This window comes from Sinorhizobium alkalisoli (genome assembly GCF_008932245.1).
Taxonomy (GTDB): Bacteria; Pseudomonadota; Alphaproteobacteria; order Rhizobiales; family Rhizobiaceae; genus Sinorhizobium; species Sinorhizobium alkalisoli.
Genome location: NZ_CP034909.1, coordinates 2,523,271 through 2,542,308 on the forward strand (window position 1 = coordinate 2,523,271; position 19,038 = coordinate 2,542,308).

The following is a 19,038-nucleotide window of genomic DNA, read 5'->3' on the forward strand; positions in this document are numbered from 1 at the left end:
ATGGACTTGCGCGCCGCCAGGCCCTATCTCTCGTCGATCGCCCGTCGCAAGCAGGATTGTGAACCATGTTGTCCTATTCCGCCATCGCCAAAAACAACGTTGCCGTCGTCACCGGCGCCGCCTCCGGCATCGGGCTTGCTGCCGCCAGGCACTTCGCAAGCATCGGCATGAAGGTTGTTATGGCCGACCTCGCCGGTGATCGTCTGCAGGCGGCGGAGGCCTCGGTGGCGAAGCTTGCCGCGGGTAGCACCGCGGATGTCGCAGCAATCGCCACCGATGTCTCGCGGCCGGACGAGATCGTCGCCTTGGCGCGTGCCACGCAGGAGCGCTTCGGCCATGTCCATGTCCTGATGAACAATGCCGGGATCCAGCCCGGCAGTTCGATGTTCGGTCCGCTGGAGAATTGGGAAGCCGTGATGTCCGTCAATCTCTGGGGCGTGATCAACGGCTCGCGCATTTTCGCGCCCGCCATGATTGCCCACGGAGAACCAGCACTGATCATCAATACCGGCTCGAAACAGGGCATCACCACGCCGCCCGGCGATCCCGCCTATAATGTCGCGAAGGCGGGGGTAAAGGTCTTTACCGAAGCTCTCCAGCACGAGTTGCGCAATACGGAGGGCTGCAAGGTCAACGCGCATCTCCTGATCCCCGGCTTCGTCTATACGGCGCTGACGGCGCATGGCCGCACAGAGAAGCCGGCCGGCGCCTGGACGCCGGAACAGACAGTCGATTTCATGCTCGAAAGCCTCGCCGGCGGCGATTTCTACATTCTCTGCCCCGACAACGAGGTCCAGCGACCGACGGACGAGAAGCGCATCCTGTGGGCGGCCGGCGATGTCGTCGAGAACCGCCCACCCCTTTCGCGGTGGCATCCGAACTACCAGGCATCGTTCCAGGCATTCCTTGCCGGGAAACGGGACTAACGCATCGACCCGAAAATCGCATCCGATTTTCGGAAAGCTCGATGCGCAGATTCAAAGTTACAGCGACCTTTGCGCGTCTGAAAAGACGAGCGGCGCTGTAAATCGCATTCGCGAAAGGGAAGAAATCGTGACCAGCGGCATTCACCATATCACCCTGATCAGCCGCCGCGTTCAGGCGAATATCGATTTCTACTTGAACTTTCTCGGCCTTCACCTCGTCAAGCGGACCGGCGGCTTCGAGGACCCCAATCAATTGCACCTCTTCTATGGTGACGCTTCGGGTTCGCCCGGATCGCTCGTCACCTTCCTGATCTGGGAGGACGGCTCGCCGGGGCGTGTCGGCCATGGGCAGCCGAGCGAGATCGCCTTCGCCATGCCGCCGGAAAGCATCGGCTTCTGGCTTACACGCGCCCTGCAGTTCAACATCCGGACGACCGGCCCGGCACAGGAATTCGGCGAGCCGGTGCTCAGGCTCAAGGATCCGGACGGCATCATCGTCAAACTGGTCGGCACGGACGCGCTGGCGGAACCGGCGCCCTGGGCAAGCCGCGACATTCCCGAAACCGACTCGATCAGGCGATTACGGGGCGCGACCGTGCTCACGGAAAGGCCAAAGGAGACGGCGCATTTCCTCCGCAGCCACTTCGGTTATCGCGAGACAGTCGCAGCGGATGCGATCCGCCGCCTCACCTCGCCCTCCGGCGACGTCATCGATGTGCGCGACGCGACCGGCTTCTGGACGGCCGCGCCCGGCACCGGCACCATCGACCATATCGCCTTCCGCGCGCCGGACGAGGCAACGGTGCTTGCCGTCAGGGCCGATCTCGAACAGGAACACGCCGGCGCCACCAACGCGCATGACCGGAAGTACTTCTTTTCCCTTTATGTGCGCGAACCGGGAGGCTCGCTCTTCGAGCTTGCGACCGACGGACCCGGCTTTGCCGTCGACGAGCCGCCGGACGCGCTCGGTACCGAGCTCTTCCTGCCGCCGCATCTCGCCGGCAGCAATGCCGCCGCCACGCTCGTGCGGCTGCCGCAATTCGCTCTACCGGGCGAACCGCGCCTGACGCGCCGCGACCTGCCCTTCGTCCATCGCTTCTACCACCCGGACGAGACGAGCGACCGTACCTTCGTGCTGCTCCACGGCAGCGGCGGCAACGAGACGGACATGCTCCCCATCGGCCACCAGATCGATCCGCAGGCTACGCTCCTAGGCGTGCGCGGCCGCAGCACCGAAGAGGGCTTTCCCCGCTGGTTCCGGCGCCTCACGATGACAAGTTTCGACCAGCAGGATATCCGCTCGGAGGCCGAGGCCTTCGTCGCCTTCCTGGAAGGGGCGCGCGACGGCTACGGGCTCGACCTTGGCAAGGTGATCTTCATCGGCTATTCCAACGGCGCCAATCTGCTGGCGGCGGTGATGCTGCTTCATCCCGGCGTGATCGCTAACGCCGTGCTGATGCGGGCGATGTCGGCTCTCGAAGTGCCGCCGACAGCCGATCTCTCTTCAACGAATATCCTGATGCTGACCGGCAGGGACGACCCCTATGGCAAGCATGCGCCTACCTTGAAGCGCATTCTCAGCGACACCGGCGCCAATCTCGAAGCGCTGGACATCGACACGCACCACGGTATCGGCGACGGCGATATCGAGGCCATTCGCCGCTGGCTCGCGGAGAATGGTATATAGTCCTTTTAGCCCGTCCGACCCTGGCCTCGCACGATTTGGCTGGAGAATGCCATCTTCTCGGTGCTGACCACCACCGGCGCACCCGGCACCGGTCTTCGACGACTTTCTGGTCGTCTGATCCAGTCGGGCCATGCCGGAAAACGAGGCTTGTAGCAACCGTTCACCTCGCCCCTGCCGCGGCCGCATAGTCCGCAAAAGCCTTGACGAAGCCGCGCAGACGCTCGCTTGTCTGTTCGTCGGTCAATCGGCCCTGCTCGAAGAGCGGTTCTGCCTTGGGCAGCATGAAGCGCTTGCCCGACCAGAGATCGGCACCGAGCGTTCGCATGACCGGGAGCCAGGCGTTTTGGCTAAGGATCGTGCCGAAATTGCCCGGAGACGCGCCGGCAAGTGCGAACGGCCGGCCACCGAACACCTTGCGAATGTCGGCAGGCGGGCGGCTCAGCCAGTCGATGGCGTTCTTGAACACACCGGGGATCGAATTGTTGTATTCCGGCGTGAAAAGGATCACCCCGGCCGCCGCCATGACCTTCCGTTTCAGGTCTTCGGCTGCCGCCGGCACACCGCTTTCGGCCTCGATATCGCCGTCGTAGAGCGGAATGCCGTGCAAGGTTGCCGTCTCGAACTCGACACCGTCGGGCGCTAGGCTCTGGGCGGCGTTCAAGAGCGCCGTATTGAACGATGCCTTCCGCAGGCTGCCCGATATGCCGAGAATCTTCGTCATGGCCTCTCCACTTCCGCAAGACGACAGCGTGCCGCACTTCCGTTAGAACTAGAGGCGCAAAAGCAAAAGGAAAGTCGCAATCCTTTGCCGGCCCTTCCTGGGTTCCGCACGGTCCCGATCTCAGACAGAAAAGAGGAGCGATCAGGCGCCTTTCAGGTCACGGAGATAGGTATTTTCCGCCCGGGAAATGGCAAAGGCCCGCGGATCGATCTCGGCGAATAACAAGGATTCATTGGCGGAATCGGCTCTCGTGAGAATCTGCCCATCCGGCGAAGCGATGCGCGACGAACCGGCAAAGGAGAACATCGCGTCGGAACCGCAATGGTTGACGTATGCGACGAAGACTTGGTTCTCGAAGGCACGGGTTTGGATCATATGTTCGGTGATGAAGTTGCCCGACCAGCCCGCTGGCAGGGCTGTCGGAACAAGCACAGCCTCGGCGCCTGCAAGCGCCAGCCGGCGGACATTTTCCGGAAACTCGACATCGTAGCAGATCAGCATGCCGCAGGTAACGGCCCCATGCTCGAAGAGCCGGGTCGAAGGCTCCGCCGCCGTGAAGAGCGCGCGCTCATAGTCCCCATAGAGATGCGACTTCCGATAGACTATCGGCGCCTCGTCACCGTCGACGCAGGCCGCACTGTTATAGACGGCGTCGCCGTCCCGCTCCGCAAAACCGGCGATAATCGCGATGCCGGTGGCGCGGGAAATCCTTTGCAATTGCACTACGATCGAACCGTCCGCGGGCTGCGCAAGCTCTGCGATGAGGGCGCCGGCACCATAGCCCGTGATGCTGAGTTCGGGTGTCACCATCAAGGTCGCCCCCTTACCCGCGGCCTCTGCCGCCGCGCCCTCGATCCGTGCGAGATTGGCGGCAATGTCGCCGCCGACGCTTCTCATCTGAAGACCCGCAAGCTTCATCACTTTCCATCCGATGCCATGGCGCCGAGCAGCTTCGGCAAATCGCCGAAACGCGCCACGAGACCGAAGATCACCGCCGCCGTCGCGACGAAAAGGACGGTCACCGATGCCATGGTCGGCGTATAGCCATAGCGCAACGCATTGAAGATCTTGATCGGCAGCGTCTCCATCGTAAAGCCGACCGTCATATAGGCAACGATATATTCGTTGAGCGAGAGCACAAAGGCAAAAGCATAGCCCGAAACGATATAGGGCAGGATCAGCGGCAGCACCACGGTGCGGAAAATGGTGCGCTCGTCCGCCCCCATCGTGGCGGCAGCCTCGACCAATGAACGATCGATGGACGTAAAGCCGAGCGAGAGCGTCACGAGCGGCAGGGTAACGAAAAAGATCGCGTGGCTGACGACCGCCGTCCACGGCTGGCCGTAAAAACCCGCGGTCGCCCAGAAGGTGAGCATGCCGAGCGCCGTGATCACCGGCGGCAGCGTGAAGGGCGCAACGCCCAAGAGCTGGAAGATGCTCGCCCAGGGCGCCACCCGCCGCCACAGAAACCAGGCAAGCGGCAGCGCGATCGCGACGGCGAGCGCCGCCGAAAGCAGCGCGAGCGTGACCGAAGCGACGAGCGCATTGCGCCACTCGGGGTTCAGGAAGATTTCCCCGTACCACGACGTCGAAAAGCCTTCCGGGGGAAAAGCGAGCGTCTGCTTCTGGTTGACCGACACGCCAGCGACGACGATCAAGGGAAGCGCGAGGAAGAGCGCTATGACGAAGAAATAGAAGTTGCGGAAGACGGCCGTCATGCTGCCTCTCCTCTTCGTCCGGCGACAACGGTCAACGCCACGAGCCCGAGCGTTACCAACACCAGGAAAACGGCCATGGCCGCGGCAAACGGCATGTTGGATTGGTAGATCGCCTGGTCAGTGATCAACACTGAGAGCGTCCAGTGCTGAGGACGGCCGAGAAGCTGCGGAAGCAGGTAGGAGCCGAGCGCAAAGATGAAGACCATAATCAGCGTTGCGGTAATGGTGTTTCGAAGCGCCGGCACGACAACGGTGAAAAAAGCCTTGAGCGGCGAGGCGCCGAGGGTGCGGGCGGCTTCCGTCAAGGTCGGGTCGAGACGGACCAGCGCCGGGAAGAGCACGAGCACCGTATAGGGAAATGCCTGATAGACCATCCCGGTCAGCACCGCGGCGAAGCTCGGCGTCAATGCCTTGGCCTCGCTCATGACGCCGAGCGCCACGAGGATATTGGTGATGCCAGCCGTTCGCGAGAAGAGCGTCGACCAGGCAAAGCCGATGATGACCTCGGAGAGTGACAGGACCGAGAGGAGGGCGACCAGCCAGAGGACCTGCACGCTGCGCGCCATGCGCGTCAGGAGATAGGTAAAGGGCAACGCCAGCACGACGCAGCAGACGGCGACGGCGATCGCCAGCATCAGCGAAAAGCCAAGCACACCGCCGAAGAAACCCGAGAGGAACCGGGCGTAATTGTCGAACACGAAGGCTGGCGTGTAGAAGCCGCCCTGCTGGCGCTGGAAGAAGCTGACCGCGATCATCGTGCCGAAGGGCACGACGAAGAAGATGGTGAGCATCCCCGCCGGAAAGAGAAGCGGCGCGTAGTCGCCAAAGGTCTTGGGCGGTTCGCGTCTCATTTGCCGAGCACCACGCAGACGTCAGGGGTGAGCGCGACGCCAACCGGCTGGCCGGCGGAGACCTGCGGCCGGGCCCGCGGCGTCGAGACCGCGACGATCTGGTGGCCGGCGACGTCGATGAAGGTCTCGATGGTGCCGCCGAGATCGCGCACGAATGTGACCGTGCCTGAAAGTGCGCCGGCACCGGGCGCGGTCAGGTGCACATCTTCCGGGCGGATGGAAATCGTCGCCTTGCGCGCGCCGGGAGGCAATTGCAGACCCGCGACCGCCTGGCCGAATACCGTCGCGCGGCCCTGGCCGTCCGCTTCCGCTTCGATGAGGTTCGTCTGGCCGATGAAGTCGGCGACGAAACTGTCCGCAGGGCGGCGATATATCTCGATCGGTGAAGCCGCCTGGCGGATTTCGCCGCCATTCATGACGACGACCGTGTCAGCCATCGTCATCGCCTCGCGCTGGTCGTGAGTGACGACGATCGTGGTAATGCCGAGCTTCTGCTGCAATTGCCGAAGCTCCACCTGCATTGCCTCGCGCAGCTTGGCGTCAAGCGCGGAAAGCGGCTCGTCGAGGAGGAACAGCTTGGGCGAGATCGCCAGCGCCCTGGCAATCGCCACGCGTTGGCGCTGTCCGCCGGAGAGCTTGGAGACCGGCCGGTCGGCATAGCCCGGAAGATGGATCATCGACAGAAGTTCGTCGACGCGCCGCCTCTGTTCCTCCTTCTGAGCCTTGCGGATACGCAGCGGATAGGCGATGTTTTCGCCGACCGTCAGATGCGGAAACAGCGCCAGCGACTGGAACACCATGCCGAGATTGCGCTTGTGTGTCGGCACGCGGGTGATGTCGTCGCCGTCGAGCCTGATGGCCCCCGAACTCGGCAGGTCGAGACCGGCGATCATCCGAAGCAGCGTGGTCTTGCCGCACCCCGATGGGCCGAGCATACAGACGAATGTGCCATGCGGCACGGTCAGGTCGACGTCGTTGACGGCCCGGAAGGCACCGAATTCCTTGACGACATTCTGGAGCTCAAGTCCCGACATATATTCTCCGCCCCGCCAGGCCAGGGCCCGGTCGGGCCCATGGTCGCTGCGGCTGTTCTTTCAAGTTCCGTTCCACAAGCTTATCCTAAGCCGCGAACGATTAGAGGACGTCGATCCCCGATCCCGCAATCGGCGCGGGAGACCGGAAAAGACGGATGCACATCAGCCGACGATGAGCTCCGTCCACTTCTGGTTCAGCCAGTCCGACTTCGTCTGGTAAAGGTCGTAGCGCGGAACGATCGGCTCGATATCCGACGAGACGGCCGCGAATTCCTGCTCCGTCAGGTCCATCGACTCGCGCTTGACCGTCGGTGAGGTGCCGACCTTGCGCGACAGCGTCGCCTGGATCGCAGGCTGGCACATATAGTCGATGAAGATATGCGCCTCCTCTACCTTCTGCGAAGCACGCGACAGCGCCCAGCAGCCGGAATCCTGGATGCCGCCCTCCTTCGGGAATGTGGAACGGACGGGATGGCCTTCGGCGGCCGCAAGTCCGGTGACGTCGTGGTAATATTGCCCCATCGGTATTTCGCCTGATTTCAGCGCCTGCTCGAATTGCGCCTCGTCACGGTACCAGAGCCGCACATTCGGCTTCACCTCGGCGAGCTTATCGAAGGCCTTCAGGATGCCCTCTTCCGTGTCTAGCGCATCGGTACCGCCCATGAAGGTCTTGGCGGTGACTTCGAGCAGGAAGGAGTTCGAGACCAGTGCAAGCAAGCCGAGCTTGTCGGCATTGGCCGGATCCCAGAGGGCCTCCCAAGAGGTCGGCGGCTCGTTGTAGACATTGGTGTTGGTGACCAGCGTGATGTACCACGAGACCGCCCCGACGCCGGCGACACGGCCATCCGGATATTTGTTGATGAAGCGGTCGAGCAGGCTGGAACTGTTCTTGATCCTCGCGATGTCGATCGGTGTCCAGAGCTCGGTCGACTGCCCTTTCAGCATCGCCACCTGCGACATCATCGAAACGTCCGCCGGCGCCTGGCCGGCGCGGGCCGCCTGCTCGAGTTGCACCAGCCAGGCCTCTCCCGTCGGCTCGGCCACCGACTCGATGGCAATACCGGTCGCCTTGGTGAAATCCGGGAAGATGTTCTTGTCGAACGAGTCCTTGAAATAGCCACCATAGACGCCGACCTTCAACGACCGGTCCTGGGCTCTCAGCACCGCCGGCATCGCCAGTGCGGTCGCACCGGCAAGCCCCGCCCCCAGCAGCGTGCGGCGCTTGATGGAATTGATCTTCATCGCCTGTCTCCTTATTCTTTGCGGCTGTCGCCGCGTTCCCTATTGTCGTTGTTGTTGTTTTCTGCTCATGCCGCCGAGGCGACATCATACGCCTTGCAATGCCCGCTGGCGCATCTCCATTGGAGTAGCGCCGTACCAAGGTCAGCCTTCGCCGGCAATCGACGGGCTGAACGCCATCAGGCTCAGGATTTCAAAGAGCACCTGGGCCCCGGCATGGGCGGTGTTCGTCGTCGCGTCGTATTGCGGCGCCACCTCGACGACGTCGCCGCCGACGAGATTGATGCCCTTGAGGCCGCGGATCAGTTCCAGCACTTCGCGGGTCGTGAGGCCGCCCACCTCCGGCGTCCCGGTTCCCGGCGCGAAGGCGGGGTCGAGGCTATCGATGTCGAAGGAAAGATAGGTCGGACCATCGCCGACGATCTCTTTCGCCTTCTCGACGATCGCCGCAATGCCAAGTCCACTGACTTCTTCGGCATGGACCACCGTCATGCCGGACTCGTGGGAAAACTCCCAGAGATATTCGGCCGAGCCGCGGATGCCGATCTGGATCACGCGGGTCGGGTCGAGCACGCCGTCGAGCACCGCGTTGCGGAAAGGGCCGCCGTGATGGAATTTGGTGAGGTCAAAGGCGCCGCCGGTGTCGCAATGTGCGTCGATATGGATCATGCCGACCGGCTGCTGGCTGCCGACGGCCTTGAGAATCGGATGAGTGATCGAATGATCGCCGCCGACCGAAAGCGGCGCGGCACCGCCTTCGACGATCTGGTTGAGGCGCGTCTCGATGTCTTCATGGCTGAGTTCCAGCCGGTAGCGGCTGCGAAAGGGCACGTCGCCGACATCGGCCACCCGAAGGTCGTGCACCGGCGCACAGCCGAGCACATGATTATAGGGGCCGATCCGCTCGATCGCCCGCAGCGCCCGCGGTCCGAAGCGGGAGCCCGGGCGGTTGGTGACGCCGAGATCCATGGGGATACCGAGGATCGCGACCTGAAGGTTGCCGAAATCGGGTTGCTCGGCATCGACCGGCATATAGGGTGCGCTGAGAAAGGTCGGTATGCCGGAATAGGGCGCAAGCCGCGTGCCGCCCTTGGTGAAGATCTTGTCGGCGACCTTGCGGAAGGTCGGATCGAAGAGCTCGCCGCCATGGCTCTCGCCATACTTCGCCTTCAATGCGCTGAGTCTCTTTTCATCCCAGACCATGCGGGCCATCTCCGTATCTCCCGGCTGGGGTACGAGGGATCGCGCGGCATTTCCGCGGTTTCGCCGTTCGGAATCGGCGCGATCATGTTCCCCAGGCTTTTGCCCTTGTTTCAGCCCATTACGGGGCAAAACCTCTGGAAAATCAATTGACATTGTTATAGCATTTCCTGTGAGAAAATCTCACACATTGTCCGGAGCCTCCGCTTGTCGAGCCGCCTGCCCCCGCTGAACCCGCTGCGCGCCTTTGAGGCGACTGCCCGGCGCGGCTCCGTTTCCGCCGCGGCCCGCGAGCTCAACGTCACTCACGGCGCGATCAGTCACCAGATCCGTGCGCTCGAACTGTCCTTCAACACCACTCTTTTCGAACGCGGCGGCAAGCGGCTGAGATTGACGCCGCAAGGCGCGCTCCTGCTCCCTGCCGTCACCCATGCCTTTGCCGAGATCGCCGCCGCGACGGCGGCGATGACGCGCCCCGCGACCAGCGGCGAGCTCCGCATCACCTGCGTGCCGGCGCTCCTGTCCTTTTGGATGATCCCGCGACTGCATCGCTTCACCGAGCAATTTCCCGACGTGGAACTGACATTGATCGCTTCGAACGACGCGGCGAACCTCCACTCCCGCGATGTGGATGTCTGCCTGCTCTACGGCGACGGCAATTGGGGCGACTGCTGGGCCCGGCTCTGGAGCCGACTGGAGCTTTTCCCCGTTGCGAGCCCGACGCTCCTCAACATGCGGCCGCTACGCTCGATCAGGGATCTTCGCGACCATGTGATGCTGCACGGCGACGATGGCCGTGAATGGAACACCTGGCTTGCCGCCGCCGATGCGGCCGACCTTCAACGGGGTCGCCAGCATTTCATGAGCGACGCCCGGCTCTCGACGGAAGGTGCCCTGCACAGCCAGGGCGTGGCGCTCGGCGATACGATCACTGCCGGCAGCCTGATCGCACGGGGCGAACTGATAGCGCCCTTCGACCTGACCGTACCGGCCAATGATGCGTTCTTCGTCGCCTGTCGTAGCGAGGTCCGGGCGGCCCCGATCGTGCGCGTCTTCATCGACTGGCTGTTCGCGGCGCTCGAGAGCGATCCCATGCCGGAACTCCAGATGTCCGCCCGAACCATCATTCGTTCGCGCATCCAAAAGGCGGGCGAGTCCGAAGAGCCGGGAGCGGGTGCAGTTCAACCTGCGCCCTCACGGCGTGCAACCCTCCCGCAGAAGCACAAGGCCCAACCGTAGAGACGGGACGACGAAACCGCCGGCCCGTCCAGCAACAGGAAACGCTCCATGCCGCATTTCAATCCGCTCGTCGAAAGGCTTACGCCGCCGCCGGTTCCATCCGTGCTCGCCTGGGCGAAAGCCTATGACGGGGCAAAGGGTCCCCTGATCGATCTCTCCCAGGCGGTGCCCGGCTATCCCGCCCATTCGGACATGCTGAAATGGCTTGGCGAGGCTGCCGCCTCGCCGGCCTATGCGGGCTATGGCGCGATCGAAGGCGAAGCGGAACTGCGCAAGGCCTATGCCGAGCACGTTGCGGCGCTTTATGGCGCTCCAATCACGGCCGCCAATATTCACATCACATCCGGCTGCAACCAGGCTTTCACCGCGACAGCGATGGCGATTGCCGGCGCCGGCGATACGGTGGTGATGACCAACCCCTATTATTTCAACCAGGAGACGACATTGGCGATGCTCGGCATCAATGTCGAGCTCGTGCCATGCGATGCGGGCGCCGGCTTCCTGCCGGAGATCGAGACCATAGCCTCGGCACTTCGTCCGGGTGTCCGCGCCATGGCGCTCGTGTCGCCCAACAATCCGACCGGTGCCGTCTATCCGCCGGAACTGATTCACCGCATCCACGAAATCTGCCGCGGAAACGGCACCTGGCTAGTCCTCGACGAGACCTACCGCGATTTCCTGCCCGATGCTGCCGCGGCGCCGCATGAGCTCCTCCGGGCGAAAGGTTGGGAGGAGGGTATCATCGGCCTCTACAGCTTCTCGAAGTCCTTCTGCATCCCCGGCCACCGCCTTGGCGCGATCACGGCTGGACCGGCGCTGATCGCGCAGGTCACGAAGGTCATGGACAACCTGCAGATCTGCGCCCCACGCGCCGCCCAGGCCGCGGTCGCCCAGGCGCTTCCGGCTCTCGCCGACTGGCGGCTTGGCAATCGCGCGGAGATCGCCGCCCGCGCAAGAGCGCTCGAAACGGTCTTGAGCCGCCTGCCGCAATGGAAGCTGAAGGCCATCGGCGCCTATTTCGCCTATATCCGTCACCCTTTCCCGGACATCGACTCGCGATTCGTCGCCGAGAAGCTGGCCAAGCTTGCCGGCATCCTCTGCCTGCCAGGCGACTATTTCGGCGAAGGTCAGGAAGATTACCTGCGCTTCGCCTTCGCCAACGCGGATGTGCCGACGATCCAGAAGCTCGAAGAACGGCTCTCCGGCTTCGCTCTACCGGGCATCTGAGAACGTGGGGATCTCCGGAACAGGCCGCGTGTCTGGTCAGAGGCCTCAGACGCGTGCAGCCCCTTTGTGCGTCCGAAAGCGGGCGCAGGACAGAGGCTTCCCGCAGGTGGTCAGATCAGGCCGATGATGAGGGCGCAGACGAACGCGAAAGCTGCCAGGACGGCAAGACTGTGAGGCATGACGGCGACCGGCCGGTGCCTGGCCGGGGCGGCGACCTGATAGCGGGATCGGATCATCGCCTTGGTCGCGTTCATTTTCATCCTCTCCGCTGTTTCGAGACAGCAGTTCTCCTATATTCTCGATTGAATTTATAGAGATCAATTTCCCCCGATGGCGCGGAACGTGAAAATTCGTTTCGGCATTCGGCATCGGCAACGTCTTGCTGCAGCGGCGCGCCTCTTTTCAGACGCGCAAAGCGTCGCTGCAACTCTTTCAATCTGCGCATTCGAACGTTCCGAAAACGGGGCACGAACTTCCGTCCGATGCACTCGTCCCGCCCCCCGGGACATCCAGCGGCGGGCGCAAGATCAGGCATTACCAACCGATGGCGTCCCGGAATGAATACCACCACGAGCCAATCGTCGAATATTGCGCGCGGAACATCCGCCCGCCCGGGAAGGGGTACCAGGGCAGCTTTTCGAAGGCGGCGAAACGGGCGGCGTCGCCATCGATCGCCTCCGCAAGTGTGCGGCCGAAAAGATGGGAGCCGGTAACGCCGTGCCCGCTGTAGCCATGGGCGAAATAGGTGTTGGGGCCGATCCGCCCCATCTGCGGCACGCGGGTGAAGGAAAGCGCGAAATTGCCGCTCCAGGCATAGTCGATCTTCACACCCTTGAGCTGCGGGAAGACCTTTTCGAGATTTGGTTTCAGTTTCGCCGCCACATCGGGCGGATCGGTGCCGCCATAGACCGTGCCCCCGCCGAAAATCATGCGCTTGTCGGCGGAAAGCCGGAAGTAATCGAGGATATAGCGCACGTCCTCCACGCACATGTCACTCGGAATGAGCGATTGGGCCAGCTCTTCCCCGAGGGGCGCGGTCGCCAGCATCTGCGTCGAGACCGGCATGACGCGGGCGGCAAGCTCCGGCACCGCGTCGCCGAGATAGGCATTGCCGCAGAGGACGACAGCGCGGGCGGAGACTTCCCCCTCCTGCGTATAGACGTTCGGCCGGGCCGCCGCGTGGTCGACACGGATCACCGGCGACATTTCGTAGATCGTGCCGCCGAGGCTCTCGAAGGCGCGCGCCTCGCCGAGCACCAGATTGAGCGGGTGCATATGGCCGCCGGTGGTGTCCAGCATGCCGCCGCAATAGGCCTCGGCATTGACGAGCTTCCTGAGCGCCTCGCGGTCGAGCAACTCATGCTCGTCCATGCCGTATTTGCGCCAGAGCGCATGCTTGGCCTCGAGCTCCTTCATATGTGCACTGGTGTAGGCGGCGTAGATGTTGCCAGACTTCAGGTCGCAGTCGATCTGATACGCGTTGACGAGCCGGCGGATGATCCGCCCGCCCTCCTGCACGAGGCCGCCGATGAACCGAGCGGCGCCCTCACCATAACGGCGCCCGATTGTCGACAGGCTGGCATTGAGACCGTTGACGATCTGACCGCCATTGCGTCCCGAGGCGCCCCAGCCGACTTGCGCCCCCTCGACCACTGTCACCTTGTAGCCCTTTTCGGCCAGATGAATGGCCGTCGACAAACCGGTGTACCCGGCACCGACCACGCAGACGTCGGTCTCGATCCGCCCTTCAATCTTGAGGGGCGTGCGGACGACGTTGCGCGAGGCGGCATAGTAGCTCGTCGGATAGGAGCCGTCGCCGGAATAAGAGTTTCTGACCCTCGCCATCGTTGCAGCGTTCCACTTTTGGCAAGACCTGGATACGGCCGGGACTTCGGCGGCAGGAGAAATAACGCAAATCTTGCCTCTTGACCATGCCGCGCTCCGCACTCATAGTGATCAGATGTCAGACCAATTTCAGGAACTGCAATGCCCGAACCGGCCAAAGCGACACTGCTGCCCCTGCCCGCGGTGGACCGGGCGCAGCAGGTGATCGCCGCTCTCGCCGATTACATCCAGCTATCGGGCCTGAAACCGGGCGACCGACTGCCGGCAGAGCGCGAGCTGATGGCCGCACTGGCCGTCGGCCGCTCGACGGTTCGCGAGGTCATCAGCCATTTCCAGGCGCTCGGCGTTGTCGAGGCGCGCAAGGGCAGCGGGACCTATCTGCTGCGGGCAATTTCGGGTGCCACCATTCACATGCCGCTGGCGCTCGACACCGGACACTTGCGCGATGCGCTGCTGCAGACGCTCGAGGTCCGGCGCGGTATCGAGATCGAGGCCGGCATGGTGGCCGCGCGCCGTCGCACAGAGGCGGATCTCGCCAATATCGAAGCGAAGCTCGAAGAGATGGAGCGCGCGCATCTCGCCCAGGGCACCTCCGGCCCAGAAGACTTGGCCTTTCACCTCGCGATCTACGACGCCACCCACAACCCCCTGTTCCGGCAATTGCTCGAGCAGATGCGTGAGGCTTTCGAGCGCTTCTGGGAAAAACCCTTCGACCGGCCAGATTTCGCCCGCCGGTCCTTCCCCTTTCACCGCACCCTCTTCAACGCGATCGCGGCGCGGGATCCGGATGCCGCCCGGGAAGAGACGTTGAAAATCCTCGCCATCGTCGAGGAAGACATCAGGGAAATGTCCAAATGAGCGATGGCCTCGATCTCTTCGACAAAGCCTCGCTGATCGCAGCACATGACGAGGGCCATGCTTTCGACGCCGTCGTGCCGCCGATCGTCCAGACCTCGCTCTTCACCTTCAAGGACTATGACGAAATGATCGCCTGCTATCTGGGCGAGCATGTGCGCCCCGTATACTCGCGCGGCCTCAATCCGACGGTGCGGATGTTCGAGGAGATGCTGGCGAAGCTCGAAGGCGCCGAAGATGCGATCGGCTTTGCCAGCGGCATGTCGGCCATCTCCTCCACCGTCCTTTCCTTCGTCGAGCCCGGAGACCGCATCGTCGCGGTCAGGCATGTTTATCCGGATGCGTTCCGCCTGTTCGGCACGCATCTCAGGCGCATGCGGATCGAGGTCACCTATGTCGACGGTCGCGATGAGGAGGCGGTCGCTAGAGCGCTTCCCGGAGCCAAGCTCTTCTACATGGAGAGCCCGACGAGCTGGGTCATGGACACCCACGACGTCGCCGTGCTCGCGGCGCTCGCCAGGGCAAAGGGGATCGTCACCGTCATCGACAACAGCTGGGCGAGCCCGATCTTCCAGCAGCCGATCGCTCTCGGCGTCGATCTCGTCATCCACTCGGCCTCGAAGTACCTAGGCGGCCACAGCGATGTGGTCGCCGGCGTCGTCGCCGGATCGAGCGACCTGGTCGGCCGCATCCGCTCGGAGGCCTATCCCTATCTCGGCGCCAAGCTTTCGCCCTTCGAGGCCTGGCTTCTGATCCGCGGCCTGCGGACGCTGCCGATCCGGATGAAAGCGCATGAGCGCTCGGCGCTCGGCATCGCCCGGCGGCTGCAGGAGCATCCATCGGTCGAGACCGTTTGCCATCCCGGCCTCGGCAATCACCTGCCGCCGGGGCTTTCGGGCACGTCCGGCCTCTTCTCCTTCATCTTTCGTGAGGGCGTCGACCTGCGCCGCTTCGCCGACCATCTGCAGCTCTTCAAGCTCGGCGTATCCTGGGGCGGCCACGAAAGCCTCATCGTGCCGGGAGAAATCGTTCTTGCACAGAAAGCGCAACCCAATTCCGCGGTCGCCTTCGGCATTTCTCCGCGGTCGGTAAGGCTCCATGTCGGCCTGGAGGGAACGGAGGCCCTCTGGAGCGATCTCGAAGCAGCAATCGCCGCTTCGTCAGGTTGACGAGAAACGGATCAGGAAAGGCGCAAGCGGTTTGGCGTCGCCACCTGCTCGCGGAAAATCAGGTCAGCACCTAAGAAAAGGGGAACTGAGGAATGAGGAAACTGATCACAGCCACCCTGCTCGCCACGCTGATGGCCGGCAGCGCCCTTGCCCAGACCAGGCTGAAGCTCGTCGAGGTCATCACCAGCCCCGAGCGCACCGAAACGCTGAAATCGATCGTCGCGAAATTCGAGGCGGCCAACCCCGGCACGACCGTGGAAATCATCTCCCTGCCCTGGGGCGAGGCCTTCCAGAAATTCGCGACCATGGTTTCGGCCGGCGAAGTCCCGGACGTGATGGAAATGCCGGACACTTGGCTGTCGCTCTATGCCAATAACGGAATGCTCGAAAGTCTCGAGCCCTATCTCGCCAAATGGGAACACACTTCAGGGCTCACCGAGCGCGCGTTGGAGCTCGGCCGTGACGTCAACGATACCGCCTACATGCTGCCTTACGGCTTCTATCTCCGGGCGATGTTCTACAACAGGAATCTTCTTGAGGAAGCCGGCGTTGCCGAGCCGCCGAAGACGATGGACGATTTCGTCAAGGCGTCGGAAGCGATCTCCAACCTGCCCGGCAAATCCGGCTACTGCCTGCGCGGCGGCCCAGGCGGGCTCAATGGCTGGGTCATGTTCGGCGCCACCATGGCCGGAGACAACAAGTTCTTCAACGAGGACGGCACTTCGACTATGAACAGCGAGGGCTGGATAAAAGGGCTGACCTGGGTCGTCGATCTCTACAAGAACGGTCTTGCACCGAAAGACAGCGTCAACTGGGGCTTCAACGAGATCGTCGCCGGCTTCTATAGCGGCACCTGCGCCTTCCTCGACCAGGATCCAGATGCGCTGATCGCAATCGCCCAGCGCATGAAGCCCGAAGACTTCGGCGTCACCACGATGCCGAAGGGGCCAAGCGGCAAGGCCTTCACCACCATCGGCTTTGCCGGCTGGTCGATGATGTCGGCGAGCCAGAACAAGGAGCTTGCCTGGAAGCTGATCGAAACACTCGAAGGTCCGGAAGGCAACATCGAGTGGAACAAGCGCACCGGCGCGCTGCCGGTCCATAAATCGGCCGAGAAGGATCCCTTCTACGCAGGCCCGCAGTTCAAGGGCTGGTTCGACGAACTCGCCGACAAGGACGTCGTCCTGACCGTGATGCCGACCTATCTCGAGGAGTTCGCCTATTTCAAGGATTCGCTTGCGATCAAGACCACCCAGGAAGCACTGCTCGGCGACATCACGCCGGAACAGCTCGCCAATCAGTGGGCGGAGTATCTGACCAAGGCGCAGCAGAAATACCTGGAAAGCAAGAAGTAGCGCCGGCGCGGGCGGCGGCTCTGCCGCCGCCCCCCCGCACGACAGCAAAGACAGGCGCCGCGAGGCTGCTGCATGCCTTCGTAAATCGTGCGTGTTTTAAAGACAAAGGCATGCAGCGATCCAAAGTGCTACTGCGACCTTCGCCCGCCTTGAAGGACACGCGGTGCTGTAGGAAAGGGAACTCTGACCGATGGTCTATGCCGCACGCCAAGACGGCCTGCCCGCGATCCGACCACCGCTGATGAAACGCATCGCGGATGCCTCGGCGCCCTATCTCTACAGCGCCCCGGCGCTCATCCTGATCGCCACCGTGATGCTGGTTCCGTTGGCGCTCGGCATCTCCTACGCCTTTCGCGACGTCCAGCTCCTCAATCCCTTTTCAGGCGCCTTTATCGGCCTCGATCACTTCCGCGCGCTCTCTCATGACGAAGCCTTCTTCCGCTCGCTGCGCAACACGTTCTGGTGGACTGGCGCCTCCGTGCTTCTGCAATTCACGTTCGGGCTCATCCTGGCACTGCTGCTCGATAAGCCGTTCCGCGGCCGTGCCCTCGCCCAGGCGCTCGTGTTCCTGCCTTGGGCGGTGCCGAGCTTTCTTGCCGGTCTCAACTGGGCCTGGCTCTTCAACCCAGTCGTCGGCCCGCTGCCACACTGGCTCTACGCGGCCGGGCTCATGAGCGAGCCGGGCAATATCCTCTCCGATCCCCACCTTGCCCTGTGGGGCCCGATCATCGCCAACATCTGGTGGGGCATTCCTTTCTTCGCGATCACCCTTTTGGCGGCGCTGCAGGCGATCCCGCGCGATCTCTACGAGGCGGCAAGCATCGACGGGGCCGGCGCCGCCCAGCGCTTCCTTTCGATCACGCTCCCCTTCCTCGCTCCGACCATCGCGATCACCATACTGCTGCGCACCGTCTGGATCTCCAACTTCGCCGATCTCATCATCGTGATGACCAATGGCGGGCCAGCCGATCGGACGCAGATCGTCGCCAGCTACATCTTCACCCAGGCCTTCAAGCGGCTCGATTTCGGCTATGCCTCGGCCGTGGCGCTGGTGCTCCTGGCGCTGCTCCTCGCCTATTCGCTGCTGATCGTGATGCTTAGGCAGTGGCTTCTGAGCAAGGATTGAAACGATGGGCGCCAAGCCTGCCCTCCTCACCATCGCGCACCGCCTCGCGATCCTCGCCTATATCGCCTTCGCGCTCTTTCCGCTGTTTTGGCTGCTCAAGGTCGCGGTTACGCCCAACGACCTGCTCTATTCGGAAGGCATCCGGCTCTGGCCGTCGCGCGCGAGCCTCGAACATTTCGAATTCGTACTCCGGCATAGCGCTTTTCCGGTTTTTTTCCGCAATAGCCTGATCGTCTCCGGCTCGACCGCCGTCGTCGTGACGATCCTGGCCTCGCTCTCCGGCTACGCACTCTCGCGGTTCCGTTTCCGTGGCAAATACTGGCTGGTGACGTTGATGCTCCTGACCCAGATGTTCCCCTTGGTGATGCTGGTCGCGCCGATCTTCAAGATCCTGTCGCCGATTGGGCTCACCAACAGCCTGACCGGTCTCGTCATCGTCTACTCGGCCTTCAATGTGCCCTTTGCAACATTCCTGATGCAGTCCTTCTTCGACGGCATTCCCAAGGACCTGGAGGAGGCGGCGATGATCGATGGCGCGACGCAATTCGTCGCATTCCGCCAGATCATCCTGCCGCTGACGCTGCCGGGGATTGCCGCCACCCTCGGCTTCGTCTTCACGGCCGCCTGGAGCGAGCTGCTCTTCTCGCTGATGCTGATCTCCGGCAACGAACAGGCGACGTTTCCGGTCGGGCTCCTCTCTTTCGTCTCGAAGTTCTCGGTCGACTTTGGACAGATGATGGCCGCCGGCGTGCTGGCGCTGATCCCGGCCGGGCTCTTCTTCCTGCTCATTCAACGCTACCTCGTGCAGGGCCTGACGGCCGGCGCGGTCAAAGGCTGAGGGCTAAT

Annotated in this window: 18 protein-coding genes; 9 read left to right on the top strand and 9 right to left on the bottom strand. The window is 63.0% G+C overall.

What is annotated here, in order from left to right:
* The first annotated feature begins 65 nt into the window (after positions 1 to 65).
* Both EKH55_RS12300 and EKH55_RS12305 read left to right on the top strand, forming a co-directional pair.
* Positions 66 to 926 (top strand): SDR family NAD(P)-dependent oxidoreductase, encoded by an 861-nt coding sequence (locus tag EKH55_RS12300; protein WP_069458178.1) that lies wholly within the window; start codon positions 66 to 68, stop codon positions 924 to 926.
* A 127-nt stretch (positions 927 to 1,053) separates the two neighbouring features.
* The gene (locus EKH55_RS12305; RefSeq protein WP_069458218.1) at positions 1,054 to 2,613 is read left to right on the top strand and encodes a VOC family protein; all 1,560 of its coding nucleotides are present in this window, start codon (positions 1,054 to 1,056) and stop codon (positions 2,611 to 2,613) included.
* A gap of 160 nt (positions 2,614 to 2,773) precedes the next feature.
* Here EKH55_RS12305 and EKH55_RS12310 read toward each other — a convergent pair whose 3' ends face one another.
* The 7 genes from EKH55_RS12310 to speB all read right to left on the bottom strand — a co-directional run bounded on the left by EKH55_RS12310 (position 2,774) and on the right by speB (position 9,379).
* Positions 2,774 to 3,334 carry an NADPH-dependent FMN reductase gene (locus EKH55_RS12310; protein WP_069458179.1) on the bottom strand — a complete coding sequence of 187 codons (561 nt, stop codon included), beginning with the start codon at positions 3,332 to 3,334 and terminating at the stop codon, positions 2,774 to 2,776.
* A 141-nt stretch (positions 3,335 to 3,475) separates the two neighbouring features.
* Positions 3,476 to 4,255, bottom strand: coding sequence for a carbon-nitrogen hydrolase family protein (locus tag EKH55_RS12315; protein WP_069458180.1), 780 nt, complete (start codon positions 4,253 to 4,255; stop codon positions 3,476 to 3,478).
* Positions 4,252 to 5,052: an ABC transporter permease gene (locus EKH55_RS12320; protein WP_069458181.1), complete on the bottom strand. Its 801-nt coding sequence runs from the start codon at positions 5,050 to 5,052 to the stop codon at positions 4,252 to 4,254. Before EKH55_RS12320 ends, EKH55_RS12315 begins: the two co-directional genes overlap by 4 nt.
* A complete protein-coding gene (locus EKH55_RS12325; protein WP_069458182.1) occupies positions 5,049 to 5,903 on the bottom strand; it encodes an ABC transporter permease in 855 nt (284 codons plus the stop codon). Before EKH55_RS12325 ends, EKH55_RS12320 begins: the two co-directional genes overlap by 4 nt.
* Complete coding sequence (locus tag EKH55_RS12330) at positions 5,900 to 6,937, bottom strand: ABC transporter ATP-binding protein (protein ID WP_069458183.1); 1,038 nt, start codon at positions 6,935 to 6,937, stop codon at positions 5,900 to 5,902. The genes EKH55_RS12325 and EKH55_RS12330 overlap by 4 nt, the downstream gene beginning before the upstream one ends.
* Before the next feature lie 162 nt (positions 6,938 to 7,099).
* Complete coding sequence (locus EKH55_RS12335; RefSeq protein WP_069458184.1) at positions 7,100 to 8,179, bottom strand: ABC transporter substrate-binding protein; 1,080 nt, start codon at positions 8,177 to 8,179, stop codon at positions 7,100 to 7,102.
* Positions 8,180 to 8,320: 141 nt separating this feature from the next.
* Positions 8,321 to 9,379, bottom strand: coding sequence for an agmatinase (speB, locus tag EKH55_RS12340; RefSeq protein WP_069458219.1), 1,059 nt, complete (start codon positions 9,377 to 9,379; stop codon positions 8,321 to 8,323).
* Between the two features lie 204 nt (positions 9,380 to 9,583).
* On the opposite strand from speB, the gene EKH55_RS12345 reads away from it, so the two are divergent.
* Positions 9,584 to 10,615, top strand: coding sequence for a LysR substrate-binding domain-containing protein (locus tag EKH55_RS12345; RefSeq protein WP_069458185.1), 1,032 nt, complete (start codon positions 9,584 to 9,586; stop codon positions 10,613 to 10,615).
* Positions 10,616 to 10,663: 48 nt separating this feature from the next.
* Complete coding sequence (locus EKH55_RS12350; RefSeq protein ID WP_069458186.1) at positions 10,664 to 11,842, top strand: aminotransferase; 1,179 nt, start codon at positions 10,664 to 10,666, stop codon at positions 11,840 to 11,842.
* A 110-nt stretch (positions 11,843 to 11,952) separates the two neighbouring features.
* Here the strand turns inward: EKH55_RS12350 and EKH55_RS29440 are convergent, their stop codons facing one another.
* Both EKH55_RS29440 and EKH55_RS12355 read right to left on the bottom strand, forming a co-directional pair.
* On the bottom strand, positions 11,953 to 12,096 hold the full coding sequence (locus EKH55_RS29440; RefSeq protein WP_165614710.1) for a hypothetical protein: 144 nt from the start codon (positions 12,094 to 12,096) through the stop codon (positions 11,953 to 11,955).
* A gap of 280 nt (positions 12,097 to 12,376) precedes the next feature.
* Positions 12,377 to 13,687 carry an NAD(P)/FAD-dependent oxidoreductase gene (locus EKH55_RS12355; protein ID WP_069458187.1) on the bottom strand — a complete coding sequence of 437 codons (1,311 nt, stop codon included), beginning with the start codon at positions 13,685 to 13,687 and terminating at the stop codon, positions 12,377 to 12,379.
* A 141-nt stretch (positions 13,688 to 13,828) separates the two neighbouring features.
* Here EKH55_RS12355 and EKH55_RS12360 point away from each other — a divergent pair, with 141 nt between their 5' ends.
* From EKH55_RS12360 to EKH55_RS12380, 5 genes are all read left to right on the top strand, one after another.
* Positions 13,829 to 14,545 carry a FadR/GntR family transcriptional regulator gene (locus EKH55_RS12360; protein WP_069458188.1) on the top strand — a complete coding sequence of 239 codons (717 nt, stop codon included), beginning with the start codon at positions 13,829 to 13,831 and terminating at the stop codon, positions 14,543 to 14,545.
* Positions 14,542 to 15,711 (top strand): PLP-dependent transferase, encoded by a 1,170-nt coding sequence (locus tag EKH55_RS12365; RefSeq protein WP_069458189.1) that lies wholly within the window; start codon positions 14,542 to 14,544, stop codon positions 15,709 to 15,711. The genes EKH55_RS12360 and EKH55_RS12365 overlap by 4 nt, the downstream gene beginning before the upstream one ends.
* A gap of 92 nt (positions 15,712 to 15,803) precedes the next feature.
* Positions 15,804 to 17,066: an ABC transporter substrate-binding protein gene (locus EKH55_RS12370; protein WP_069458190.1), complete on the top strand. Its 1,263-nt coding sequence runs from the start codon at positions 15,804 to 15,806 to the stop codon at positions 17,064 to 17,066.
* A gap of 190 nt (positions 17,067 to 17,256) precedes the next feature.
* Positions 17,257 to 18,192 (top strand): carbohydrate ABC transporter permease, encoded by a 936-nt coding sequence (locus EKH55_RS12375; RefSeq protein ID WP_069458191.1) that lies wholly within the window; start codon positions 17,257 to 17,259, stop codon positions 18,190 to 18,192.
* A gap of 4 nt (positions 18,193 to 18,196) precedes the next feature.
* Positions 18,197 to 19,030 (top strand): carbohydrate ABC transporter permease, encoded by an 834-nt coding sequence (locus EKH55_RS12380; RefSeq protein ID WP_069458192.1) that lies wholly within the window; start codon positions 18,197 to 18,199, stop codon positions 19,028 to 19,030.
* Positions 19,031 to 19,038 lie beyond the last annotated feature (8 nt).

Coding starts and splice junctions, on each gene's coding strand:
- EKH55_RS12300 (WP_069458178.1), top strand. CDS start 66: ATGTTGTCCTATTCCGCCATCGCCAAAAACAACGTTGCCGTCGTCACC.
- EKH55_RS12310 (WP_069458179.1), bottom strand. CDS start 3,334: ATGACGAAGATTCTCGGCATATCGGGCAGCCTGCGGAAGGCATCGTTC.
- EKH55_RS12320 (WP_069458181.1), bottom strand. CDS start 5,052: ATGACGGCCGTCTTCCGCAACTTCTATTTCTTCGTCATAGCGCTCTTC.
- EKH55_RS12325 (WP_069458182.1), bottom strand. CDS start 5,903: ATGAGACGCGAACCGCCCAAGACCTTTGGCGACTACGCGCCGCTTCTC.
- EKH55_RS12330 (WP_069458183.1), bottom strand. CDS start 6,937: ATGTCGGGACTTGAGCTCCAGAATGTCGTCAAGGAATTCGGTGCCTTC.
- EKH55_RS12335 (WP_069458184.1), bottom strand. CDS start 8,179: ATGAAGATCAATTCCATCAAGCGCCGCACGCTGCTGGGGGCGGGGCTT.
- speB (WP_069458219.1), bottom strand. CDS start 9,379: ATGGTCTGGGATGAAAAGAGACTCAGCGCATTGAAGGCGAAGTATGGC.
- EKH55_RS12350 (WP_069458186.1), top strand. CDS start 10,664: ATGCCGCATTTCAATCCGCTCGTCGAAAGGCTTACGCCGCCGCCGGTT.
- EKH55_RS29440 (WP_165614710.1), bottom strand. CDS start 12,096: ATGAACGCGACCAAGGCGATGATCCGATCCCGCTATCAGGTCGCCGCC.
- EKH55_RS12355 (WP_069458187.1), bottom strand. CDS start 13,687: ATGGCGAGGGTCAGAAACTCTTATTCCGGCGACGGCTCCTATCCGACG.
- EKH55_RS12360 (WP_069458188.1), top strand. CDS start 13,829: ATGCCCGAACCGGCCAAAGCGACACTGCTGCCCCTGCCCGCGGTGGAC.
- EKH55_RS12365 (WP_069458189.1), top strand. CDS start 14,542: ATGAGCGATGGCCTCGATCTCTTCGACAAAGCCTCGCTGATCGCAGCA.
- EKH55_RS12370 (WP_069458190.1), top strand. CDS start 15,804: ATGAGGAAACTGATCACAGCCACCCTGCTCGCCACGCTGATGGCCGGC.
- EKH55_RS12375 (WP_069458191.1), top strand. CDS start 17,257: ATGGTCTATGCCGCACGCCAAGACGGCCTGCCCGCGATCCGACCACCG.
- EKH55_RS12380 (WP_069458192.1), top strand. CDS start 18,197: ATGGGCGCCAAGCCTGCCCTCCTCACCATCGCGCACCGCCTCGCGATC.